17 protein-coding genes, 9 tRNA genes and 1 rRNA gene are annotated in these 19242 nt (G+C 39.1%); 26 read left to right on the forward strand and 1 reads right to left on the reverse strand.

All coding sequences use genetic code 11. The features are described 5' to 3' along the window. The 10 genes from rrf to FHY47_RS16875 all read left to right on the forward strand — a co-directional run. Positions 1 to 115: ribosomal RNA gene (gene rrf / locus FHY47_RS16830) — 5S ribosomal RNA — on the forward strand; the annotation flags it as partial. A 12-nt stretch (positions 116 to 127) separates the two neighbouring features. Continuing rightward, positions 128 to 202: transfer RNA gene (locus FHY47_RS16835), tRNA-Asn, on the forward strand. Between the two features lie 21 nt (positions 203 to 223). Continuing rightward, a tRNA-Thr gene (locus FHY47_RS16840) sits at positions 224 to 296 on the forward strand. Between the two features lie 35 nt (positions 297 to 331). Further along, positions 332 to 406: transfer RNA gene (locus FHY47_RS16845), tRNA-Glu, on the forward strand. Positions 407 to 414: 8 nt separating this feature from the next. Beyond that, a tRNA-Val gene (locus tag FHY47_RS16850) sits at positions 415 to 490 on the forward strand. 97 nt (positions 491 to 587) lie between these two features. Beyond that, positions 588 to 660: transfer RNA gene (locus FHY47_RS16855), tRNA-Thr, on the forward strand. Positions 661 to 671: 11 nt separating this feature from the next. Continuing rightward, positions 672 to 755: transfer RNA gene (locus FHY47_RS16860), tRNA-Tyr, on the forward strand. Between the two features lie 53 nt (positions 756 to 808). Continuing rightward, positions 809 to 883: transfer RNA gene (locus FHY47_RS16865), tRNA-Gln, on the forward strand. Between the two features lie 4 nt (positions 884 to 887). Then, positions 888 to 960, forward strand: a tRNA-Lys gene (locus FHY47_RS16870). Between the two features lie 4 nt (positions 961 to 964). After that, positions 965 to 1039: transfer RNA gene (locus FHY47_RS16875), tRNA-Gly, on the forward strand. A gap of 715 nt (positions 1040 to 1754) precedes the next feature. On the opposite strand, the gene FHY47_RS16880 is transcribed toward FHY47_RS16875, so the two are convergent. Continuing rightward, positions 1755 to 1919, reverse strand: coding sequence for an aspartyl-phosphate phosphatase Spo0E family protein (locus FHY47_RS16880; protein ID WP_077247995.1), 165 nt, complete (start codon positions 1917 to 1919; stop codon positions 1755 to 1757). Between the two features lie 154 nt (positions 1920 to 2073). Between FHY47_RS16880 and sigW the strand changes: the two genes are divergently transcribed. The 16 genes from sigW to FHY47_RS16960 all read left to right on the forward strand — a co-directional run bounded on the left by sigW (position 2074) and on the right by FHY47_RS16960 (position 19195). Then, a complete protein-coding gene (gene sigW, locus FHY47_RS16885) occupies positions 2074 to 2646 on the forward strand; it encodes an RNA polymerase sigma factor SigW (RefSeq protein WP_375138423.1) in 573 nt (190 codons plus the stop codon). Beyond that, complete coding sequence (locus FHY47_RS16890; RefSeq protein WP_262366036.1) at positions 2647 to 3261, forward strand: anti-sigma factor family protein; 615 nt, start codon at positions 2647 to 2649, stop codon at positions 3259 to 3261. A 181-nt stretch (positions 3262 to 3442) separates the two neighbouring features. Then, the gene (gene cdaA / locus FHY47_RS16895; protein WP_066102658.1) at positions 3443 to 4267 is read left to right on the forward strand and encodes a diadenylate cyclase CdaA; all 825 of its coding nucleotides are present in this window, start codon (positions 3443 to 3445) and stop codon (positions 4265 to 4267) included. Further along, the gene (locus tag FHY47_RS16900; RefSeq protein ID WP_066102655.1) at positions 4260 to 5510 is read left to right on the forward strand and encodes a CdaR family protein; all 1251 of its coding nucleotides are present in this window, start codon (positions 4260 to 4262) and stop codon (positions 5508 to 5510) included. Before cdaA ends, FHY47_RS16900 begins: the two co-directional genes overlap by 8 nt. Before the next feature lie 81 nt (positions 5511 to 5591). Beyond that, positions 5592 to 6938 carry a phosphoglucosamine mutase gene (gene glmM, locus FHY47_RS16905; RefSeq protein WP_066102649.1) on the forward strand — a complete coding sequence of 449 codons (1347 nt, stop codon included), beginning with the start codon at positions 5592 to 5594 and terminating at the stop codon, positions 6936 to 6938. Between the two features lie 423 nt (positions 6939 to 7361). After that, entirely contained in the window at positions 7362 to 9164 is a 1803-nt protein-coding gene (glmS, locus tag FHY47_RS16910; RefSeq protein WP_066102646.1) for a glutamine--fructose-6-phosphate transaminase (isomerizing), read from the forward strand. 476 nt (positions 9165 to 9640) lie between these two features. Next, entirely contained in the window at positions 9641 to 9856 is a 216-nt protein-coding gene (locus FHY47_RS16915) for a DUF378 domain-containing protein (protein WP_066102643.1), read from the forward strand. Positions 9857 to 10259: 403 nt separating this feature from the next. Further along, the gene (locus FHY47_RS16920) at positions 10260 to 11240 is read left to right on the forward strand and encodes a LacI family DNA-binding transcriptional regulator (RefSeq protein ID WP_148631208.1); all 981 of its coding nucleotides are present in this window, start codon (positions 10260 to 10262) and stop codon (positions 11238 to 11240) included. Continuing rightward, entirely contained in the window at positions 11237 to 12136 is a 900-nt protein-coding gene (gene rbsK, locus FHY47_RS16925) for a ribokinase (RefSeq protein ID WP_066102636.1), read from the forward strand. Before FHY47_RS16920 ends, rbsK begins: the two co-directional genes overlap by 4 nt. After that, the gene (gene rbsD, locus FHY47_RS16930; protein WP_066102633.1) at positions 12114 to 12503 is read left to right on the forward strand and encodes a D-ribose pyranase; all 390 of its coding nucleotides are present in this window, start codon (positions 12114 to 12116) and stop codon (positions 12501 to 12503) included. Before rbsK ends, rbsD begins: the two co-directional genes overlap by 23 nt. A gap of 21 nt (positions 12504 to 12524) precedes the next feature. Beyond that, entirely contained in the window at positions 12525 to 14012 is a 1488-nt protein-coding gene (locus FHY47_RS16935) for a sugar ABC transporter ATP-binding protein (protein WP_139892853.1), read from the forward strand. Position 14013: 1 nt separating this feature from the next. Next, entirely contained in the window at positions 14014 to 14946 is a 933-nt protein-coding gene (locus tag FHY47_RS16940; protein ID WP_373925508.1) for an ABC transporter permease subunit, read from the forward strand. 15 nt (positions 14947 to 14961) lie between these two features. Further along, on the forward strand, positions 14962 to 15879 hold the full coding sequence (gene rbsB, locus FHY47_RS16945; protein WP_148631210.1) for a ribose ABC transporter substrate-binding protein RbsB: 918 nt from the start codon (positions 14962 to 14964) through the stop codon (positions 15877 to 15879). A 219-nt stretch (positions 15880 to 16098) separates the two neighbouring features. Next, positions 16099 to 17754 carry an FAD-dependent oxidoreductase gene (locus tag FHY47_RS16950; protein WP_187393505.1) on the forward strand — a complete coding sequence of 552 codons (1656 nt, stop codon included), beginning with the start codon at positions 16099 to 16101 and terminating at the stop codon, positions 17752 to 17754. Positions 17755 to 18023: 269 nt separating this feature from the next. Next, entirely contained in the window at positions 18024 to 18467 is a 444-nt protein-coding gene (locus FHY47_RS16955) for a YrvL family regulatory protein (protein ID WP_148631214.1), read from the forward strand. A gap of 83 nt (positions 18468 to 18550) precedes the next feature. Then, positions 18551 to 19195 (forward strand): alpha/beta hydrolase, encoded by a 645-nt coding sequence (locus FHY47_RS16960; protein ID WP_148631216.1) that lies wholly within the window; start codon positions 18551 to 18553, stop codon positions 19193 to 19195. Positions 19196 to 19242: the final 47 nt, after the last annotated feature.

Raw genomic sequence — 19242 nt, forward strand, 5'->3', positions numbered from 1 at the left:
CGGTAATGATGGCGAAGAGGCCACACCCGTTCCCATTCCGAACACGGAAGTTAAGCTCTTCAGCGCCGATGGTAGTTGGGACGCGAGTCCCTGTGAGAGTAGGACGTTGCCGGGCAATTCATATTGTTCCGCAGTAGCTCAGTGGTAGAGCACTCGGCTGTTAACCGAGCGGTCGTAGGTTCGAATCCTACCTGCGGAGCCATTTTTTTGTCCTGTTTATTGTGCTTCCATAGCTCAGCAGGTAGAGCACTTCCATGGTAAGGAAGAGGTCAGCGGTTCGAGCCCGCTTGGAAGCTCTCGAAAGTAGTTATGACTTTAACATCTTATGAATGGCCCCTTGGTCAAGCGGTTAAGACACCGCCCTTTCACGGCGGTAACACGGGTTCGAATCCCGTAGGGGTCACCAATTAATATGGAGGATTAGCTCAGCTGGGAGAGCATCTGCCTTACAAGCAGAGGGTCGGCGGTTCGATCCCGTCATCCTCCACCATTTAAACCAAAAATATTACCAAAAAATACTTGGTGAAATTATAATTCATATAGGTTATACTAACTAAGTGTTCAAAAGAAGGTTTAAAAACTAATATGCCGGTGTAGCTCAATTGGTAGAGCAACTGACTTGTAATCAGTAGGTTGGGGGTTCAAGTCCTCTTGCCGGCACTCTTAATATCGGAGGGGTAGCGAAGTGGCTAAACGCGGCGGACTGTAAATCCGCTCCTTCGGGTTCGGCAGTTCGAATCTGCCCCCCTCCACCATTATTTTAATAAGCTTTGAGTAATGGACAAGATATTGTCCCTTTTTTTCTTTTTGGGCTATAGCCAAGCGGTAAGGCAACGGACTTTGACTCCGTCATTCGTAGGTTCGAATCCTGCTAGCCCAGCCATTTAGAGCCATTAGCTCAGTCGGTAGAGCATCTGACTTTTAATCAGAGGGTCGAAGGTTCGAGTCCTTCATGGCTCATTTTGCGGAAGTAGTTCAGTGGTAGAACATCACCTTGCCAAGGTGGGGGTCGCGGGTTCGAATCCCGTCTTCCGCTCCAAAATTTTATACGACTATTTTAAACCTTAAATGCATTGCATTTTAAGGTTTTTTTTATTATAAAAACCATTAAGCCCTGCGATAAGAAGAATTGGCACGCATCAAAAGCAAGAATTAAACTATTCAGCTACCGTTTTATTGGTACTAAAGAGGCTCTTTACTCTTGAGAAACGATTTGCGAGACTGAACTAAGCTAATAAGGTATGATAGAAGTTAAGTGTGTACTTTTAAAACCATTATATAAGCGATCTATAGATTAAAGAGTATTAGCATAAAGGTTCGGTGAATGACATTGCCTGATCGATAGGGGAAAAGGTGCTCTTTAAGTAATGCCAGTACGTTTGAAGAAGTTAATCTGGTTATGATATATATCAACAAATCCTGTCGATTATATATAGATGTTTTATAAAGAATCTACGGTTTGTTTGAGAGGTAGGTTAATTCAAGAATAAGGCATGGGGTCAAACGTAAAGAAAAACGACATTGAATGATAAATAGTGAAGGGCACAGGAGAAAATTTATATGACTGTCTCCTGGCTGTATACTTAGTACAGTAAAAGTTGACCCTTATCCGGAATGGATGAGGCAATGAATAGGGCCTATTCATTCTGGGTCTAAATATAATGAGTGAAACTAATACCAATTGGGATTTTGTTAGCCGTCAGTGGATACCAGAGATCATCATTCCACAAAGAAAAGCAGCAACCTTTTTAGGATTACTGCTTTACATATCTTGTGTGAGTTTGATAGAGATTGATTAATGAGTCCAGTTCAGTACTTGCTTTGATGACATCAGAGTCAAGCATTGAAGTTGAAGAGGCAAGTAGTATCATTCTTTGGCGGCATTGTTCAATATCCTTCATAAGTATATGTAGTTCCAAGTCTTCACTCCTATCTGCAAGAGGTTTTGTTACCTTTATTACCCATATTTATAAAGATTAAACAGTGTGTCAATGTAAAAAACAAAAATTATTTTTTATTGAAACTTTTCTCAAGGCCAGTGCGTATAAATGCTGAAGGCCGCCAATGCGGAGGATGGACAATTTGGAAGGACTTATTAAAGAAAGAATACAGGAAGTGCTGGGTGGTAAACAACAGGCATATGAAGACATCGTTCAGTTTTATAAAGACAGAGTATTTCAATTGTGCTATCGCATGCTGGGTGACCGCCATGAAGCAGAGGATGTGGCACAGGAAGCTTTTTTACGGGCATATATGAATATACACACTTTCCAGATGAACCGAAAGTTCTCCACCTGGTTATACCGGATTGCTACAAATTTATGTATAGACCGTATACGTAAAAAGAAGCCGGATTATTATCTCGATGCAGAAGTAGCAGGTACAGAGGGGCTTGATATGTATTCACAGATTCCATCGGATACAAAGTTACCTGAGGATGAACTGGAGAGTTTAGAGCTTAAAGAAAAAATGCAAAAGGAAATTCAGAATCTGCCTGAAAAATACCGCTCAGTTATTGTATTAAAATATGTGGATGAGCTATCTCTGAAAGAAATTAGTGAAATCCTTAATTTACCGGTAGGAACCGTGAAAACACGAATTCATAGGGGAAGAGATGCACTGAGAAAATCGATGCGATCTATATAAATGAGGTGGATTAAAATGAAACAATGCCCAGAAAACATCGCAGATTATATGCATGATTATCTCGACGATGACATTAATGAAGAACATTCCAATGTGCTTCTTTCGCATATAGCAGAATGTGATGAGTGTAAGAAAACCTTTCACGAGTTGAGTAAAACAGTTGCCTTTCTTCAAAGTAACCATATTACAGCACCTAGCGGATTTACCGCAAATGTAATGAGAAATCTACCTAAACAATCGAAAAGGCGAAGGTTTGAAAAATGGCTGCAGCGCAATCCAGTGTTAATTGCCGCTTCGCTCTTTATTCTATTGATGGGCAGTAGCTTATTTTCCTATTGGGGAGAGGATGAACAGTTCTCATTCTCTAAAGACCCTAACTTGGTCGTCGAAGGACAAACTGTGATTGTTCCGGAAGGAAAGACGGTCAAAGGGGACCTTGTTGTCAAAAATGGAGATATAAAAGTTGAGGGCAAAGTCAATGGGAACGTAACGGTTATTAATGGAGATAACTATTTAGCAGGAGCTGGTGAAGTGACTGGAAATATAGAAGAGATTGATCAACTGTTTGAATGGATTTGGTTTCATACTAAGGATATAGCATCAAGAGTTTTTTAATCTATAGATAGAAATAGACCTATTTAAGGCAATCCACCGCGGATGGCCTTTTTCTTTTTCTATCAATGAATTTGGGACTGAATTCTTAGAGTTTGTGGAACAGTATGTTATAATAGTGGGGTTATACAACATAGCGGTATATACACCGTTCATGGGAAAGGACATGACTGGAGGAAATGACATGCCGTTTCTAAACAACTTTTCTTTATTAGATTATATTATAAACATAACCGACATCTTTCTCGTTTGGTTTGTTTTTTATAAATTATTGCAAATTATTAAAGGGACAAAAGCCGTACAGCTATTACGTGGAATCCTTTTAATTGTGATTGGACGCTTTGCGAGTGAAATCCTTGGCTTAAATACAATGAGCTATTTAATGGAAAATGTAATGACTTGGGGAGTTTTAGCCATCATTATTATCTTTCAGCCTGAATTACGACGAGCGCTCGAACAGTTGGGGAGAGGCCGTTTATTTTCCAGGACAAATTTTCAGGAAGAGAATGTGCAGGAGCAAACAATTGAAGCTATTATTAAATCGACAACCTATATGGCCAAGCGCCGGATTGGTGCCCTTCTTTCAATTGAAAGAGAGACGGGTCTTAATGATTATATTGAGACAGGTATACGTCTCGATTCCAGAGTGTCATCTGAGTTATTAATTAATATTTTTATACCGAATACACCACTGCACGATGGAGCGGTAATTCTGCAAAATGGCACAGTTGCTGCAGCAGCATGTTATCTTCCTTTATCTGAAAGCCCATTTGTTTCAAAGGAACTGGGAACAAGGCACAGGGCGGCGCTGGGAATAAGTGAAGTTACCGACAGCTTGACAATCGTTGTATCGGAAGAGACAGGGAATATTTCTTTAACGAAAAACGGAGAGCTTTATCGGAATCTTTCGTTAGATGAACTGCAAAATATGCTTGAAAATGAATTGTCCATAAATAATAAAACGACCTCTTCGAATCTTTGGAATTGGAGGTCGAGAAAAGATGGATAAACTTATTTCTAGCAGTTGGTTTATGAAAATTGGGGCTTTTCTGATTGCACTATTCCTGTTTTTCTCTGTCAATAGTAACCCAATCAATAATTCCAGTAATCCTTATAATACACCTTCAAGTACAGAAACAGCCACGATTAAAAACGTGCCTGTTGAGGTTTATTATGATACCGATAATTTAATTGTCAGCGGGATACCCGAAACTCTGGATATTACGATTGAGGGACCTAAGAGTATAGTTATAACTGCTAAATCTACAATGGACTTTGAGATTTATGTAGACTTATCCGATCCTAAAATTGGTTCTCAAAAGGTACCAATCAAGGTAAAGAATTTATCGGATAAAATTAACTATACACTGACACAGGCCAATGCAACAGCAGTGGTAGAGGAGAAGGTAACAGAGAACTTCAAAGTCGAGGCTGAATTTGATAAAACACTATTAGCAGAAGGATATTCATCAGACCCGCCATATCTAAGTCCAACAGAAGTGGAAATAACGGGTGCCAAGAGCCATGTCGATAAGGTTTCTGTTGTAAAAGCAACTGTTAAAACGGACTCACATGTAACGAATGATATTCTAACTGAAGCAACAGTACAGGCATTTGATAGCAATATGAACTTGTTAGATGTGAATATTGAACCTAGTACAGTTGATATCTCGATAAATGTAAACAGTCCTTCAAAAGAGGTCAGCCTATCTGCTAAAGCTACAGGAGCACCGCCTGAAGGAGTTAAAATTGAAAGTATTAAAATTGATTCGGAGACAGCTACCATCTATGGAGGAGAATCCATTCTTAAAGATATAAAGGAGATAACGGTACCTGTTGATGTCAGCAATATTGATGAGGATACTGTAATTGAAATTCCAGTCAGCTTGCCTGATGGAGTGGTTGGATCTTCTATAGATACGGTTAAAGTGACAATTAAGATAAAGAAGGAAAATACTCAAACAATCTCGAATATACCTATTGAAATAAAGGGACTAGACAATGAGAAATATGAGGCGGAAATTCTTAATCCTTCAAAAGGGATGGTGGACCTGGCCATTGAAGGCGAGGCATCTAAGATTAAATCCCTGAAATCCAGTGATTTTGATATATTTATCGAGGTAAAAGAGTTAAATGTAGGAAACCATACAGTACCCTTAAAGGTGAATGCACCAGATGAGGTACATTGGGAACTGCCTAACAATAGTAAGACAATTACAGTGGAAATCTCAGAAAAAAGTTCAGATGGATAACAACCTACACTCTTTCATAAGACAGTTAGGTATATATAGGCAATAAAATATGAAGTGTATTAGTAGAAGGAGAGATTTTTAATGGGTAAATATTTCGGTACAGATGGTGTGAGGGGTGTAGCAAATAGCGAACTGACACCGGAGCTTGCTTTTAAGCTAGGCCGATTTGGAGGATATGTGTTAACAAAACATAATGAAAACCGTCCAAAAGTAATCATTGGCCGTGATACAAGAATATCCGGCTTCATGCTGGAAAGTGCCCTTGTAGCAGGTCTGCTCTCAATTGGAGCGGAGGTCATGCGCTTGGGAATCGTTTCAACACCTGGAGTTGCTTATTTAACAAAAGCATTAGGCGCAGAAGCAGGTGTAATGATTTCTGCCTCCCATAACCCTGTAGCGGATAATGGTATTAAATTCTTCGGATCTGATGGGTTTAAGCTTTCAGATGATCAGGAAGAAGAGATTGAAGCATTATTAGATATGGAAGAAGATCAACTCCCAAGACCAATCGGAGAAAACATTGGTAGAATCAATGATTACCTCGAAGGTGGGCAAAAATATATTCAATACTTAAAACAAACGGCGGACGAGGATTTCACAAATATCCATGTAGCCCTCGATTGTGCACACGGAGCTACTTCTTCTTTAGCAACACACTTGTTTGCTGATTTAGATGCTGATGTTTCGACTATGGGTGCTTCACCAAATGGTCTTAATATTAATGAAGGAGTCGGATCCACGCATCCAGATAAGCTGGCTGAATTTGTTCTCGAAAAGGGAGCGGATGTTGGTCTGGCTTTTGATGGAGATGGAGATCGATTAATAGCTGTCGATGAGAAAGGTAAAATCGTTGATGGAGATCAAATTATGTTCATTTGTGCAAAATACATGAAAGAACATAACCGCCTTAAGCATAATACAGTTGTTTCAACAGTTATGAGTAATATGGGATTTTATAAAGAATTAGATGTAAACCAAATCTTAAGTGCGCAGACAGCTGTTGGAGATCGGTATGTTGTAGAAGAAATGAAAAAAGGTGGATATAATCTTGGCGGAGAGCAATCAGGGCATATTATTTTCCTTGATTACAATACAACAGGAGACGGATTGCTGACAGGTGTACAGCTCATTAATATTATGAAGCTGACAGGTAAGCCACTTTCAGAACTTGCAGGCGAAATGAAAGTTTATCCACAAAAACTTGTTAATATCCGTGTAACAGATAAGCATCATGTAACGGATAATGATAAAGTGAAGGCAATTATTGATCAAGTGGAAGAGGAAATGAGCGGAAACGGGAGAATTCTTGTTAGACCGTCCGGAACTGAACCACTCGTTCGTGTAATGGCTGAGGCACCTACACAGGAACAATGCGATCAATACGTTGAGAGAATTGCCGATGTTGTAAGGGCAGAGATGGGCTTATAATAATAATCAATAACAATTAATGCATAAGGGGAACAGTTCTTCCTCTTATGCATATTTTATATATGTATAGCTGAATTATGAGATTTAAATGTATATTTTTGTAAATGTTGACGGAATGAGAGCAAATAGTGTATGCTGAAAATTGAGTTCAAAATAGAAGAGGAGGGAAGATGTTATTTAGTTATTAAAGCGCCAGGACTGGAGTAACCCAGTTGACGAGGTGGAGGTTATCGATCTTTCGGCGGATGCCTTCCGGTTGCATGCACAACTGACCCTCTTTTTACTAAATCAGTTTGGTGACAAATTGGACAGAATAAAAAGAGATGCATATATCAACTAAAAATTATTCAGAGATAAGGGGGCAAGTGTGCCCCCCTGGGCATTCTTGTTCCCTTCATCTTTTTTATAGGAGGATAAACAAGTATGTGTGGAATCGTAGGATATATTGGACATCAAGATGCTAAAGAAATTTTACTAAAAGGCTTAGAAAAGCTTGAATATAGAGGATATGATTCAGCTGGTATTGCTGTTATGAATGAGAACGGTGTACATGTGTTCAAAGAAAAAGGAAGAATAGCTGATTTACGTGAAAGCGTAGATTCATCTGTACAATCTTCTAAAGGAATTGGACACACTCGCTGGGCAACTCATGGAGTACCAAGCATAAGAAATGCTCACCCTCACCAAAGTTCGAATGGACGTTTTACGATCGTTCATAACGGTGTAATTGAGAACTATGAATTATTAAAGAGGGAGTACCTTCAAGATACTGATTTAGTGAGTGATACGGATACTGAGGTAATCGTTCAGCTTATCAGCAAATTTGTTGAAGAAGGACTTAACGTAGAAGCAGCTTTTGCAAAGGCTCTGGGTCTATTGCATGGTTCATATGCAATTGGCTTACTGGATGCACAAGATGAAGAAATCATTTATGTAGCTAAAAATAAAAGCCCATTATTAGTAGGTGTAGGTGCTGATTTCAATGTAATCGCTAGTGATGCGATGGCTATGCTGCAAGTAACAGACCAGTTTGTTGAACTTATGGATAAAGAAATTGTTCTTGTTACAAAAGATCAAATCACCATTAAACAATTGGACGGTACAGTAGTTACTCGTGAGCCTTACACAGCACAGCTGGATGCAAGCGATATTGAAAAAGGAACGTATCCGCACTACATGCTAAAAGAAATTGATGAGCAGCCTTTAGTAACTCGTAAAATCATTCAAGCTTATCAGAATGAAGCGGGTGAGCTAAAAATAGACGACGCAATTATTAATGCGATAAATGAAGCGGATCGTCTGTACATTGTTGCTTGTGGAACAAGCTATCATGCTGGCCTTGTTGGAAAACAAATGTTTGAAAAAATGGCGAAAGTACCGGTAGAAGTTCATGTAGCTTCCGAATTTGGCTACAATATGCCTTTACTATCAGAAAAACCATTGTTCATTTTCATTTCCCAAAGCGGAGAAACAGCAGATAGTCGTGCCGTACTTGTGCAAGTAAAAGAGATGGGCTACAAAGCCTTAACGATTACTAATGTACCTGGGTCAACATTGTCTCGTGAAGCTGACTTTACGTTGTTATTACATGCTGGTCCTGAAATTGCGGTTGCATCTACTAAAGCATACACAGCACAAATGGCTGTATTAACAATCCTGGCGGCTGTTGTGGCGAAAGAAAAAAATCAATTAGCAGATTTTGATGTAGTAAAAGAATTGGGAATCGTTGCGAACGCAATGGAGGCTCTATGTGATGACAAAGATAAATTCGAAATGATTGCACGCGAATATCTTGCTGTTACACGTAATTGTTTCTTTATTGGACGTTCTGTCGATTATTTCGTTGGCCTTGAGGGTGCGTTGAAGCTAAAAGAAATTTCCTATATTCAAGCGGAAGGCTTTGCCGGCGGTGAACTAAAACACGGTACAATTGCCTTAATTGAAGAAGGAACACCTGTTATTGCTTTGGCAACACAGGAAGCTGTAAACTTAAGCATCCGTGGTAACGTAAAAGAAGTGGTTGCACGTGGCGCTAACCCTTGCATCATTTCCATGAAGGGACTTGATCAAGAAGGAGACGCATACGTACTTCCAGAAGTTAACCCAATGTTAACACCTCTTATCTCTGTAATACCATTACAACTAATTGCTTACTATGCATCCCTTCACCGTGGCTGTGATGTGGATAAACCTCGTAATCTAGCAAAATCGGTTACGGTTGAGTAAGGAATCAATATAGTATAAACTCAATACCCAGCTACTCTTCGTTTGAAGGGAGCTGGGTTTTTTGAATTTGATAGAGGAAATTTTAGATGTACAATTAGTAAACTCATCCTTACTAGGTTATTTCTAAAGGTTAAGACTAAATGGGCTGTACACAAGAGCAAGTATATCTGGCTTCCCAGTACAGCCTATTTGTATATTCATACTCCCTAATTTACGAAAAATATAGAGGAGAATACAAATATAAGTTTGATAGACTAATGAGTCTGCACATTTTACATATTACTAAGCCGGTAATGATTTAATTTTGTTGAAGAGTTAGTAACTGTTTTCTCAAACAAATCACTCTTATAACGGAATACTATCCTTTAATAAAATTATACAAAACTTATATTTTTTCTATATATTTTGGTTTAAGTATCCGTGATTACGTGAATATAGTAAATGATTACAAAAAACTTACAAAGGGGAAATGAAAATTGAGTATTCTACAGAAAATAGCACTTGTATTAACGATCATTGGAGCTATAAATTGGGGGCTGATAGGTTTGTTTCAATTTGATCTTGTAGCAACTTTATTTGGAGGACAGGATGCCATTCTTTCTCGAATCGTCTATGCGTTAGTAGGTATTGCTGGTTTAACTAATATTGGGTTGCTCTTTGCTCCATCAAAGGAATCACGTATTGCGGCTTAATGATAATTTTAATCTCCCCCCTCTGTAAAGAGGGGGGTGTTTATGGGAAGATAGATGAGCTGACCAAAGATGAGGTCCTTTTCCTTGGACCTCTATTTGCCTAATGGGTGAACCTCAGGTGAGCTAATGAATTTTTATAGAGAAGAACGTAAGCGGTATATACATATTCTTGTTTAAGTTAGAAAATGGATAAAAAGTTCAAAATTGAGTAAGACACAGATAGCCCCGTGTAGTATCTTTTTATAGCTTCCCTCTTCATCCTCCTTTTAGCATAAATTTAAAAAGGTCGGCATATCGACCAAATTCATAAATGAAAATGATTGACAACATTCTGTAAAATCATGTAATGTATTATGTAACCGGTTACATATGGTACCGGTACCATATTTTGTTTGGAGATAAAATGGCTACTATAAAAGATGTTGCAAAGTATGCAGGAGTTTCTGTAGCGACTGTATCGAGATATTTAAATCAAGGCTACATAAGCGAAAAGGCACGTATGCAAGTAGAGGATGCAATTAAAGAATTAGGATATCTGCCCAGTATAATTGCTAGATCCTTGAATACAAAGCAGACAAATGCAATTGGGCTCATCATACCAGATATAACAAACCCTTTCTTTCCAGAGCTGGCAAGAGCAGTGGAAGACGCAGCATATGAAAATGGCTACACGGTTATTCTCTGCAATACAGATGAGCAGGCGGAGAAAGAACGCCAATACATTGAAACACTAACGAGAAAGTATATAGCAGGTATTATTTTGGCAACAAACGAGTTGGATAAGGAATATTACAAAAGCCTTAATGTCCCATTAGTGGCGCTTGATCGGTCAATTGGCGAAGGTTTTCCTACAGTAATGACCCAGAATATAGAAGGGGCGAAACTCGGATCTGAATTTTTGCTTAGGCAGCAAATCAATCATCTTGTTTGTTTACGCGGCCCAGATGGACTGAAGCCGGCTGATGATCGATTGAAAGGATTTTTACAAGCTACTGAAACCAGCCAGATTAAAACTACTATACTTGAGTGTCCATTTGATTTTAATGAGGCTGAGCAGATTGTTTTTAAATTATTGAAGGAGGACTCATCGATTGATGCAATTTTTGCCTGCAGTGATGTTTCGGCAATAGGAGCATTAAAAGCAGCCCATTCTCTCAAAATAACAGTGCCCGATCAATTGCAAATTCTCGGATTTGATGGGATTATGCTTGGACAGATGACGACACCTGGGTTATCGACAGTAGCACAAAATATTTATGAGCTTGGTTCTAAAGCAACTAAATTACTGATTAAACAAATTGATGGAGAATTACTCGAACAAATGACTGAATTTGTAGCTCCGCAATTAACCATAAGAGATTCAACAAAGGGGGCAATTCAATGATTACCATAATAGGAAGTATAAATATGGACTTAGTTTGCCAATCAGGGCTATTTCCTCAGCAGGGTGAAACAGTACTGGGGGAGCGGTTTGAAACAATTCCTGGTGGAAAAGGAGCTAATCAAGCAGTTGCTGCAGCCCGCTTAGGCAGCCAGGTTGCGATGATCGGTGCAGTGGGTAACGATAGCTTTGGTGACATGCTGATTGATAACCTTGAAAAAGAAAAAATTGATACAAATGGTGTAAGCAAGGTATCTGAAAGCACTGGTATAGCTAATATCATTGTGCATAATCAGGATAACCGCATTATTGTTGTGCCAGGTGCGAATTTTAAAGTAGATAAGACCTTGATAGACAAACACCGCAGGACAATTGAACGGTCAAAACTGGTCATCATGCAGCTTGAAATTCCGGTGGAAACAGTAGAATACACTTTGGATTTATGTTCCGAATTAAAGGTTCCCGTAATTGTAAATCCTGCTCCAGCCCAAAATTTCCGAGTGGAATGGATGGATAAGATTACGTTTTTAACACCTAATGAAACAGAATGCAATGTAATATTGGGTCTTTCAGCAGAACAAGCAGTTAGAGAGTACCCAAATAAATTAATAGTGACCTTGGGAGATAAAGGAGCTATGTATAGTGATGGTAATGAGATTATCCATGTAGAAGGATACAGAACGACCCCGGTTGATACGACGGGTGCAGGCGACACATTTAATGGCGCTTTTGCTCATGCCTATGTAAACGGAAAATCTCTTAATGATGCAACTCATTTTGCCAATATTGCAGCTTCGTTATCGGTTGAAGGATTTGGCGCTCAAGGCGGAATGCCTGGAATAGATGCGGTTGAGGCAAGGTTAAGGGGGAAGCTTGATGAAGAAAAAGGGAATCATTAATCGTGAATTAGCCGGTATTTTTGCCAAGCTTGGCCATACAGATCAGATTGTGATTGCTGATTGCGGACTTCCAATTCCAGATGGAACTGTATGTATCGACTTAGCCTATAAGCTCGGAGAACCAGGATTCATTCCTGTTTTGGAAGAGGTTTTAAAAGATTTGGAAGTAGAGCAGGTCTTTATAGCAGAGGAAATGAAGGAAACAAATCCTGATATAAACCACTACGTTCATGAATGCTTCAATGATATACAGAAGGTAACGCATGAGCAATTTAAAATACAAACAAAGGCAGCTAAAGTAATCATTCGTACCGGTGAAGCTTCGCCATATGCAAATATTATTTTACAGAGTGGCGTTATTTTTTAACAGAGGGTGGGTGAACGGCAAATGATTCAGATGTCCGGTATTTCAAAAGCATTCAGTGGTAATGTCGTACTCAGGGATGTCCAATTTGAATTGCTTAACGGAGAAATTCATGCGCTTATGGGAGAGAATGGAGCAGGAAAATCTACACTGATGAAAATCATGTCAGGTATTTATACGAAGGACAGCGGAGAGGTAAGAGTCGACGGTCAATTGATGGATTTTAAGTCGGCGAAGGATTCTGAGAACCAGGGTATCCATGTGATTCATCAGGAGTTAAATATTTTACCTGACCTTACCGTGGCCGAAAATCTATTTCTCGGCAAGGAACTAGAGTATGGACTTGGAGTTTTGAAACGTAAAGAAATGGAACAGGAAACAAAAAGGCTATTGAAAAAGCTAGGCCTGGATGTTCATCCACGGACCAGAGCGGGAGACTTATCGGTCGGGAAGCAACAAATTATTGAGATTGCAAAAGCGATTGCTTCTGAAGCCAAATATATTGTTATGGATGAACCTACTGCTGCCTTGACAGACCGTGAAATCCAAACCCTGTTTAAAACAGTTAGAGAGCTGAAAAGCAAGGGAATTTCATTCGTCTATATTTCCCACCGTATGGAAGAGATATTTGCAATTTGTGATCGGATTACGGTATTGCGTGATGGAGAATATGTAGGAGTGAAGGAAATCTCGGAGACAACATTCGATGAAATCGTTGCTATGATGGTTGGACGTCAGTTAGGAGAACGATTCCCTTCCAGAAATGCCAAGATAGGCAACAAGAAGCTGGAGGTGAAGGGTTTAAGTGCGGATAATGCCTTTCAGGATGTGTCATTTACCTTGCATCAAGGGGAGGTATTGGCACTCTCAGGATTGATGGGGGCTGGTAGAACTGAAATAGCAGAAGCTCTATTTGGACATAGGAAATCTACCCAGGGGGAGATTTTTATTGATGGTCAGAAGGTCCAAATTAAAACTCCCATAGAAGCTATGAAGCTTGGAATTGGTTTGGTGACAGAGGATCGAAAGTCAAAGGGATTAATATTAGATTTCTCAATTAAAGAGAATATTATGTTGGCAAATTTAGAAAAGGGCTCTAAAGCTAGCGTTATACAGCCAGGCAAGGAGAATGAGTTTGTTCAAAATTACATAAATCAGTTACGAATACGCTCCTCTGGTGCAGAACAAATCGTTAAGTCTCTATCAGGCGGTAATCAACAAAAGGTTGTTATTGCCAAGTGGCTCGGCACTCAACCAAAAATTCTGATTCTGGATGAACCGACACGAGGGGTTGATATTGGCGCTAAGAAGGAAATCTATCACATTATCAATCAATTAGCCGAGGCTGGGGTAGCTATTTTAATGATTTCTTCAGAACTACCGGAAGTCATAGGTATGGCGGATAGAGTGCTAGTGATGCAGGAAGGTAAATTGACAGGGGTAGTAGAGAAGAAAGATATGACACAAGAAAGAATCATGCATTTTGCGACAGGGGGAGAGAAGATTGTCTAAAGTGAACTACAAAAAGTGGCTTTCCAAGCTAGGTCCGCTATTTGGTCTATTGTTATTAATTGTGGTAATTACAATCATGAATCCGAGTTTCTTGACGGTCTCAAATATTTTAAACGTTTTACGACAAGTTACAATTAGCGGGCTGATTGCATTTGGGATGACATTTGTGGTCTTGACTGGGGGAATTGACCTTTCTGTCGGCTCTACATTGGCATTGACCGGTGCAGTGGCAGCAAGCCTTCTTGCCAGTGGTACAGATCCAATCATAGCAATGGGTGCTGCTCTAATACTTGGGTTAATCCTGGGTGCAATTAATGGAGTGATCATTACAAAAGGAAAAGTTGCCCCATTTATTGCTACTTTAGCAACAATGACTATTTATCGCGGATTAACGCTTGTTTATACGGAAGGAAAGCCAGTTTCGGGGCTGGGTGACTCTCTTACTTTCCAAATGTTTGGTAAAGGATATTTATTAGGAATTCCTGTTCCTGTTGTTACAACAATTTTGGCCTTCATTATATTATATTTCATTCTCCATAAGACAACTTTTGGCCGCCGAGTTTATGCTGTAGGTGGAAATGAAGACGCTTCCAAGCTATCTGGAATCAATACGGATCGAGTGAAAATTTGGGTTTACGCAATTACAGGTCTTTTAGCCTCTGTCTCAGCATTAATTTTAACATCACGTCTGAATTCAGCTCAGCCGACTGCTGGAGAATCCTATGAGTTGGATGCGATTGCCGCAGTTGTTTTAGGGGGTACTTCGCTAACTGGAGGACGTGGTTGGATATTCGGTACATTAGTAGGTGTATTGATAATCGGAGTACTGAATAATGGAATGAATTTAATTGGGGTTTCATCATTCTTCCAACAGGTTGTGAAGGGTGCAGTTATATTAATGGCAGTTCTTTTAGATCGCAAAAAACAAGCATAAAAGGGAGTGTATTAAATGAAAAAGTATTCATTAATTCTGTTGGCAGCAATGTTATCTGTTGTGTTGGCAGCCTGTTCAATGGAATCAGGAAGCAAATCAGAATCCAAGTCATCCAAGGAAAAAGGAGATATGGTTATCGGGTTCTCAGTATCTACATTAAACAATCCGTTCTTCGTGTCACTAAGCGAAGCTGCTGAAGAAAAAGCGGATAGCCTTGATGCAAAGATAACAGTAGTAGATGCTCAAGATGATGCTTCTAAGCAAGCGTCTGACGTAGAGGATTTAATTCAGCAAAAAGTTGATATGATCATGATTAATCCTGTAGATTCTTCAGCGGTTTCTTCAGCGGTTGAATCAGCTAATAGCGCTGGGATTCCAGTTATTACAGTAGACAGATCATCAGAGGGTGGAAAAGTTATATCTCATATAGCATCCGATAATAAGGCAGGCGGTAAATTAGCAGGCGAATATTTACTTACTTTAGTAGAAAAAGGTGCTCAGGTTGCTGTGTTAGAAGGGATAGCTGGTTCATCAGCTGCTATTGACCGTGGAGAAGGGTTTAATGAAGCAGTAAAAGAATCAGTAGAGATTAAAGCTAGCCAAACTGCTAATTTTGATAGATCAGAAGGATTAACAGTTATGGAAAACATTCTTCAGGCTAATCCAGATATTGAAGCAGTATTCGCACAAAATGATGAGATGGCTCTTGGAGCTCTAGAAGCAATTGAAGGAAGCGGTAAAGATATTATCGTTATTGGCTTTGATGCGACAGATGATGCATTGAAAAAGGTTGAATCCGGTGAGATGGCTGCTACCGTTGCTCAACAGCCAGGTTTAATTGGTGAAAAAGCAGTTGAGGCTGCCGTAAATCATTTAGACGGCAAAGAAATCGATAAAGCTATACCTGTAGAGCTTAAGCTTATAAAAAAATAATAGATTTCTGTATATTTGTTAACTGAAAGAATAGATATAGAGTGTCTTTACAATGGACAGTTGTCGATAGAGTCGGCAGCTGTTTTTTTGTGTGCATATTAATAAAATGGGAACTCTTTTACCCTTCAAAATCATTTGCCAGTAGATAGAAGAAAGACGTACTTTTATTGCTGTATCTTTCATATAAATATAAAACTTGGACAATATGGAGGAATGCAAATGAACTGGGATGAAGAATATGACGTTATAGTAGTAGGCAGTGGTGCGGGAGGATTGGTAGCAGCTATTACATCTGCGTATGGCGGTCTTCGCACAGCTATTATTGAAAAAGGATCTGTATGGGGTGGTTCATCGGCTTTATCTGGCGGAGGTTTGTGGATTCCAAATAATCATGTTTCGAAAAATGCTGGCTTACAGGACAGTGAAGAAGAAGCTCTTACTTATATGCAAGAAATAATAGAGGACACAGGGCCAGCATCTACGTATGAGCGAAAAGAGGCCTATGTGAAAAATGGTCACAGGATGGTAAAGTTTTTAGAGGATTTAGGGATGAAGTGGGTAGCGGGCTCATTGTATCCAGATTATTATCCTGAAAGACCTGGTGGTAAAATAGGTCGCTCCATTGAGGCGGAAATTGTTGATGCTAGGCTTTTAGCAGAGAACGAAGAGACCTTGCGAACGGGTGAGCTTGAGGCTCCGATGCCCATCTATTCCGGCAAAGTAGCCTCTTTACCAAAAGCCTTTACAAATGCAAAAGATTTTAACACGGTTGTCGGTATGTTCCTGAATGGATTTAAGCATAAGATCAAAGGTGAACATGCTATATCGATTGGAGGCGGATTGGTCAGCCGTTTACTCATAATTGCAAAGAAATATCAAGTCCCACTGATGTTATCTACACCCTTAAAGGATTTAATCATGGAGGAAGATAAAATTGTAGGGGTCGAGGCAGAAAAAGAGGGGAAACCATATTTTATCAAGTGTCGGTCAGTGATTTTGGCGGGTGGAGGATTTGAACGAAATCTGGAGCTGCGCAAAAAATATCATCATGTAGGAACAGACTGGACAGCTGCAAGTCCGGATAACACAGGAGATATGCTGTTAATCGCAGAAAAGCATAACTTAGATACTGCTTTATTGGATGATGCCTGGTGGGGACCTACAGCGATTGACGCAAGCGGTGCCCGAAAATTCCTTGTGCATGAACGTTCAATGCCACATTGTATAATAGTGGATCAAATGGGAGAACGTTATTTTAACGAGTCACAATCTTATACAGATGCTGGCCATGCGATTCTTGAAAGGCAAGAAAAGAATGGGAAAGCGATTCACTCATGGCTTATTATGGAGAGCAGACATCGAAATAAGTATTTGTTTGGTAACATGCTCCCAAGAAGAACTCCTAAAAGTGCAATTGAAAGCGGATTCTTAATTAAAGCGAATTCCATTGAAGAATTGGCGGAGAAATGCAAAATTAACATAGAGGGGTTAAAAAATACGGCTAACAGGTTTAATGATTTTTCAAAAAAAGGGTTGGATGAAGATTTTGGGCGTGGAAACTCAGTTTATGATAATTATTACGGCGATCCTACTTATAAAAATCCTAACCTGGGTGCTATTGAAAAACCGCCATTCTATGCCTGTAAAATTTATCCTGGTGATTTAGGGACAAAAGGCGGAATTGTAGCTAATGAACATGGGCAAGCTCTTCGCAATGGATTACCGATAGAAGGGTTATATGCAACTGGAAATTGTTCAGCATCCGTTATGGGACGTGTATATGCTGGTCCAGGTGCCACATTAGGACCATCAACGGTATTTGGCTATATATCCGCTAACCATATTAAAGAGAAACTACTAGTATCAGCTGAATAAGCCTTAGAGCTCGATATTTCACCAACGCACTCTGTATTAAGTATTAAAATCAACTCCGGTTTGAAAGTCTTCCTCTACTTGATAAAGGAAGACTTTTTGAGTTCGCTAAAATCCTTTCTTATTATTAGTTAAAATGATTTTTTCTATTAAATCAGCCATCATACATGCTTGTTTTTTTCCAAGATTTATATAAAGACGGTGCCTCCCTAACAAGATGAAGCTTATAATAGACTCAGGACATATTGTACTTGAAAGTAGGAATGTAATTCATGAGTTCGAATGAAGATAAACCTTTTCGGGAGATGGGGATAAAAGAAAAGATTACAACTGTGGTGATTATCTGCCTAATTGTACTCATTCCTTTGTCGTTTGTGTTGGGTGTTACTTACTTTAGTTTTGCGGGCTTTTTTAGATTGTTTGGGGGAGAGTATGACTCTCGATTTACACTCTTCCTATTTGTTGTGTTTCTCTTTTTGCTTGGTTTGGTGTTGGATTTGTTTTCAATGGTGCTTGTTAAATTATCAAAACTCTATATATCTGGGACCTACCAATTATTCGCTGTGAAGTTTCTGTTTAACTGTATCTTTAGTTGGCTGACTATTTATACAGTAGACGAATTTATGGATCGCATTACAGTTCCTTTTATAGTGGAAATAATCGTGGTTATTTTTATGTTCTTCCTTGAAGAGGCTTTAGAGCAGAAGGAAACTTGAAAGACTATTAATATTTAAATACATATAATTGGTAAAAAATTTTATTATTAATCTGCTTAATTTTTAATTGGGAGGAGATTGTGATGGAAGAGGTTAATAGTAACGAGGTTTCAGGATATAAAGAAAAGCGAATTCGTTATTCCATTTTCAGTACAAATAAAGATTCACGTAGCCTGGCCATTATGTTTCCTGGGTTGGGATATACGGTTCATGGACCTCTTTTTCATTTTGCCACAGGGTTATATTTAAACAAAGGGATAGATGTATTGCAATTAGAGTACCCATATGGAGATTCTTTTTATGAGGATTTCACCTACAAACAGCTAGTTGAAGTGGTTATCTATGATTCCGGAGCAATGATTGATCATGCTCTGAAGGATAGAGAGTATGAAAATTTCTACCTGATTGGAAAATCACTTGGTACGATCGCGATGAGCAATGAGCTGAAAAAATCTCAATTCAAGGATGCAAAAGCTGTTTGGCTGACACCTTTACTAAAAAGAGATGATGTATGGAGTGCTATGAAAGACAGTTCTGTCAAAGGATTATGCTTTATTGGCGACCATGATCATCAATATATAGAGGATAGATTCAAACAATTGGATTATCATCCAAGTATGAAAACAAGGCTCTACCCAAAGGTGTACCACGGCATGGATTATGAAGGAGATATACTTAAGTCGATAGATGTATTAAAGGATATCATAGGTGAGATTGATCAATTTTAATTTCCATATAGGATGGAAAGTTTAAAAGCTTCATGCTGGGAGAGAAA

This window comes from Bacillus sp. E214 (genome assembly GCF_008087365.1).
Taxonomy (GTDB): Bacteria; Bacillota; Bacilli; order Bacillales; family Pradoshiaceae; genus Pradoshia.

Excerpts from the sequence above, each read along its gene's own strand:
- sigW (WP_375138423.1), top strand. The coding sequence starts at position 2,074 with ATGGACAATTTGGAAGGACTTATTAAAGAAAGAATACAGGAAGTGCTG.
- FHY47_RS16890 (WP_262366036.1), top strand. The coding sequence starts at position 2,647 with ATGAGGTGGATTAAAATGAAACAATGCCCAGAAAACATCGCAGATTAT.
- cdaA (WP_066102658.1), top strand. The coding sequence starts at position 3,443 with ATGCCGTTTCTAAACAACTTTTCTTTATTAGATTATATTATAAACATA.
- FHY47_RS16900 (WP_066102655.1), top strand. The coding sequence starts at position 4,260 with ATGGATAAACTTATTTCTAGCAGTTGGTTTATGAAAATTGGGGCTTTT.
- glmM (WP_066102649.1), top strand. The coding sequence starts at position 5,592 with ATGGGTAAATATTTCGGTACAGATGGTGTGAGGGGTGTAGCAAATAGC.
- glmS (WP_066102646.1), top strand. The coding sequence starts at position 7,362 with ATGTGTGGAATCGTAGGATATATTGGACATCAAGATGCTAAAGAAATT.
- FHY47_RS16920 (WP_148631208.1), top strand. The coding sequence starts at position 10,260 with ATGGCTACTATAAAAGATGTTGCAAAGTATGCAGGAGTTTCTGTAGCG.
- rbsK (WP_066102636.1), top strand. The coding sequence starts at position 11,237 with ATGATTACCATAATAGGAAGTATAAATATGGACTTAGTTTGCCAATCA.
- rbsD (WP_066102633.1), top strand. The coding sequence starts at position 12,114 with ATGAAGAAAAAGGGAATCATTAATCGTGAATTAGCCGGTATTTTTGCC.
- FHY47_RS16935 (WP_139892853.1), top strand. The coding sequence starts at position 12,525 with ATGATTCAGATGTCCGGTATTTCAAAAGCATTCAGTGGTAATGTCGTA.
- rbsB (WP_148631210.1), top strand. The coding sequence starts at position 14,962 with ATGAAAAAGTATTCATTAATTCTGTTGGCAGCAATGTTATCTGTTGTG.
- FHY47_RS16950 (WP_187393505.1), top strand. The coding sequence starts at position 16,099 with ATGAACTGGGATGAAGAATATGACGTTATAGTAGTAGGCAGTGGTGCG.
- FHY47_RS16955 (WP_148631214.1), top strand. The coding sequence starts at position 18,024 with ATGAGTTCGAATGAAGATAAACCTTTTCGGGAGATGGGGATAAAAGAA.
- FHY47_RS16960 (WP_148631216.1), top strand. The coding sequence starts at position 18,551 with ATGGAAGAGGTTAATAGTAACGAGGTTTCAGGATATAAAGAAAAGCGA.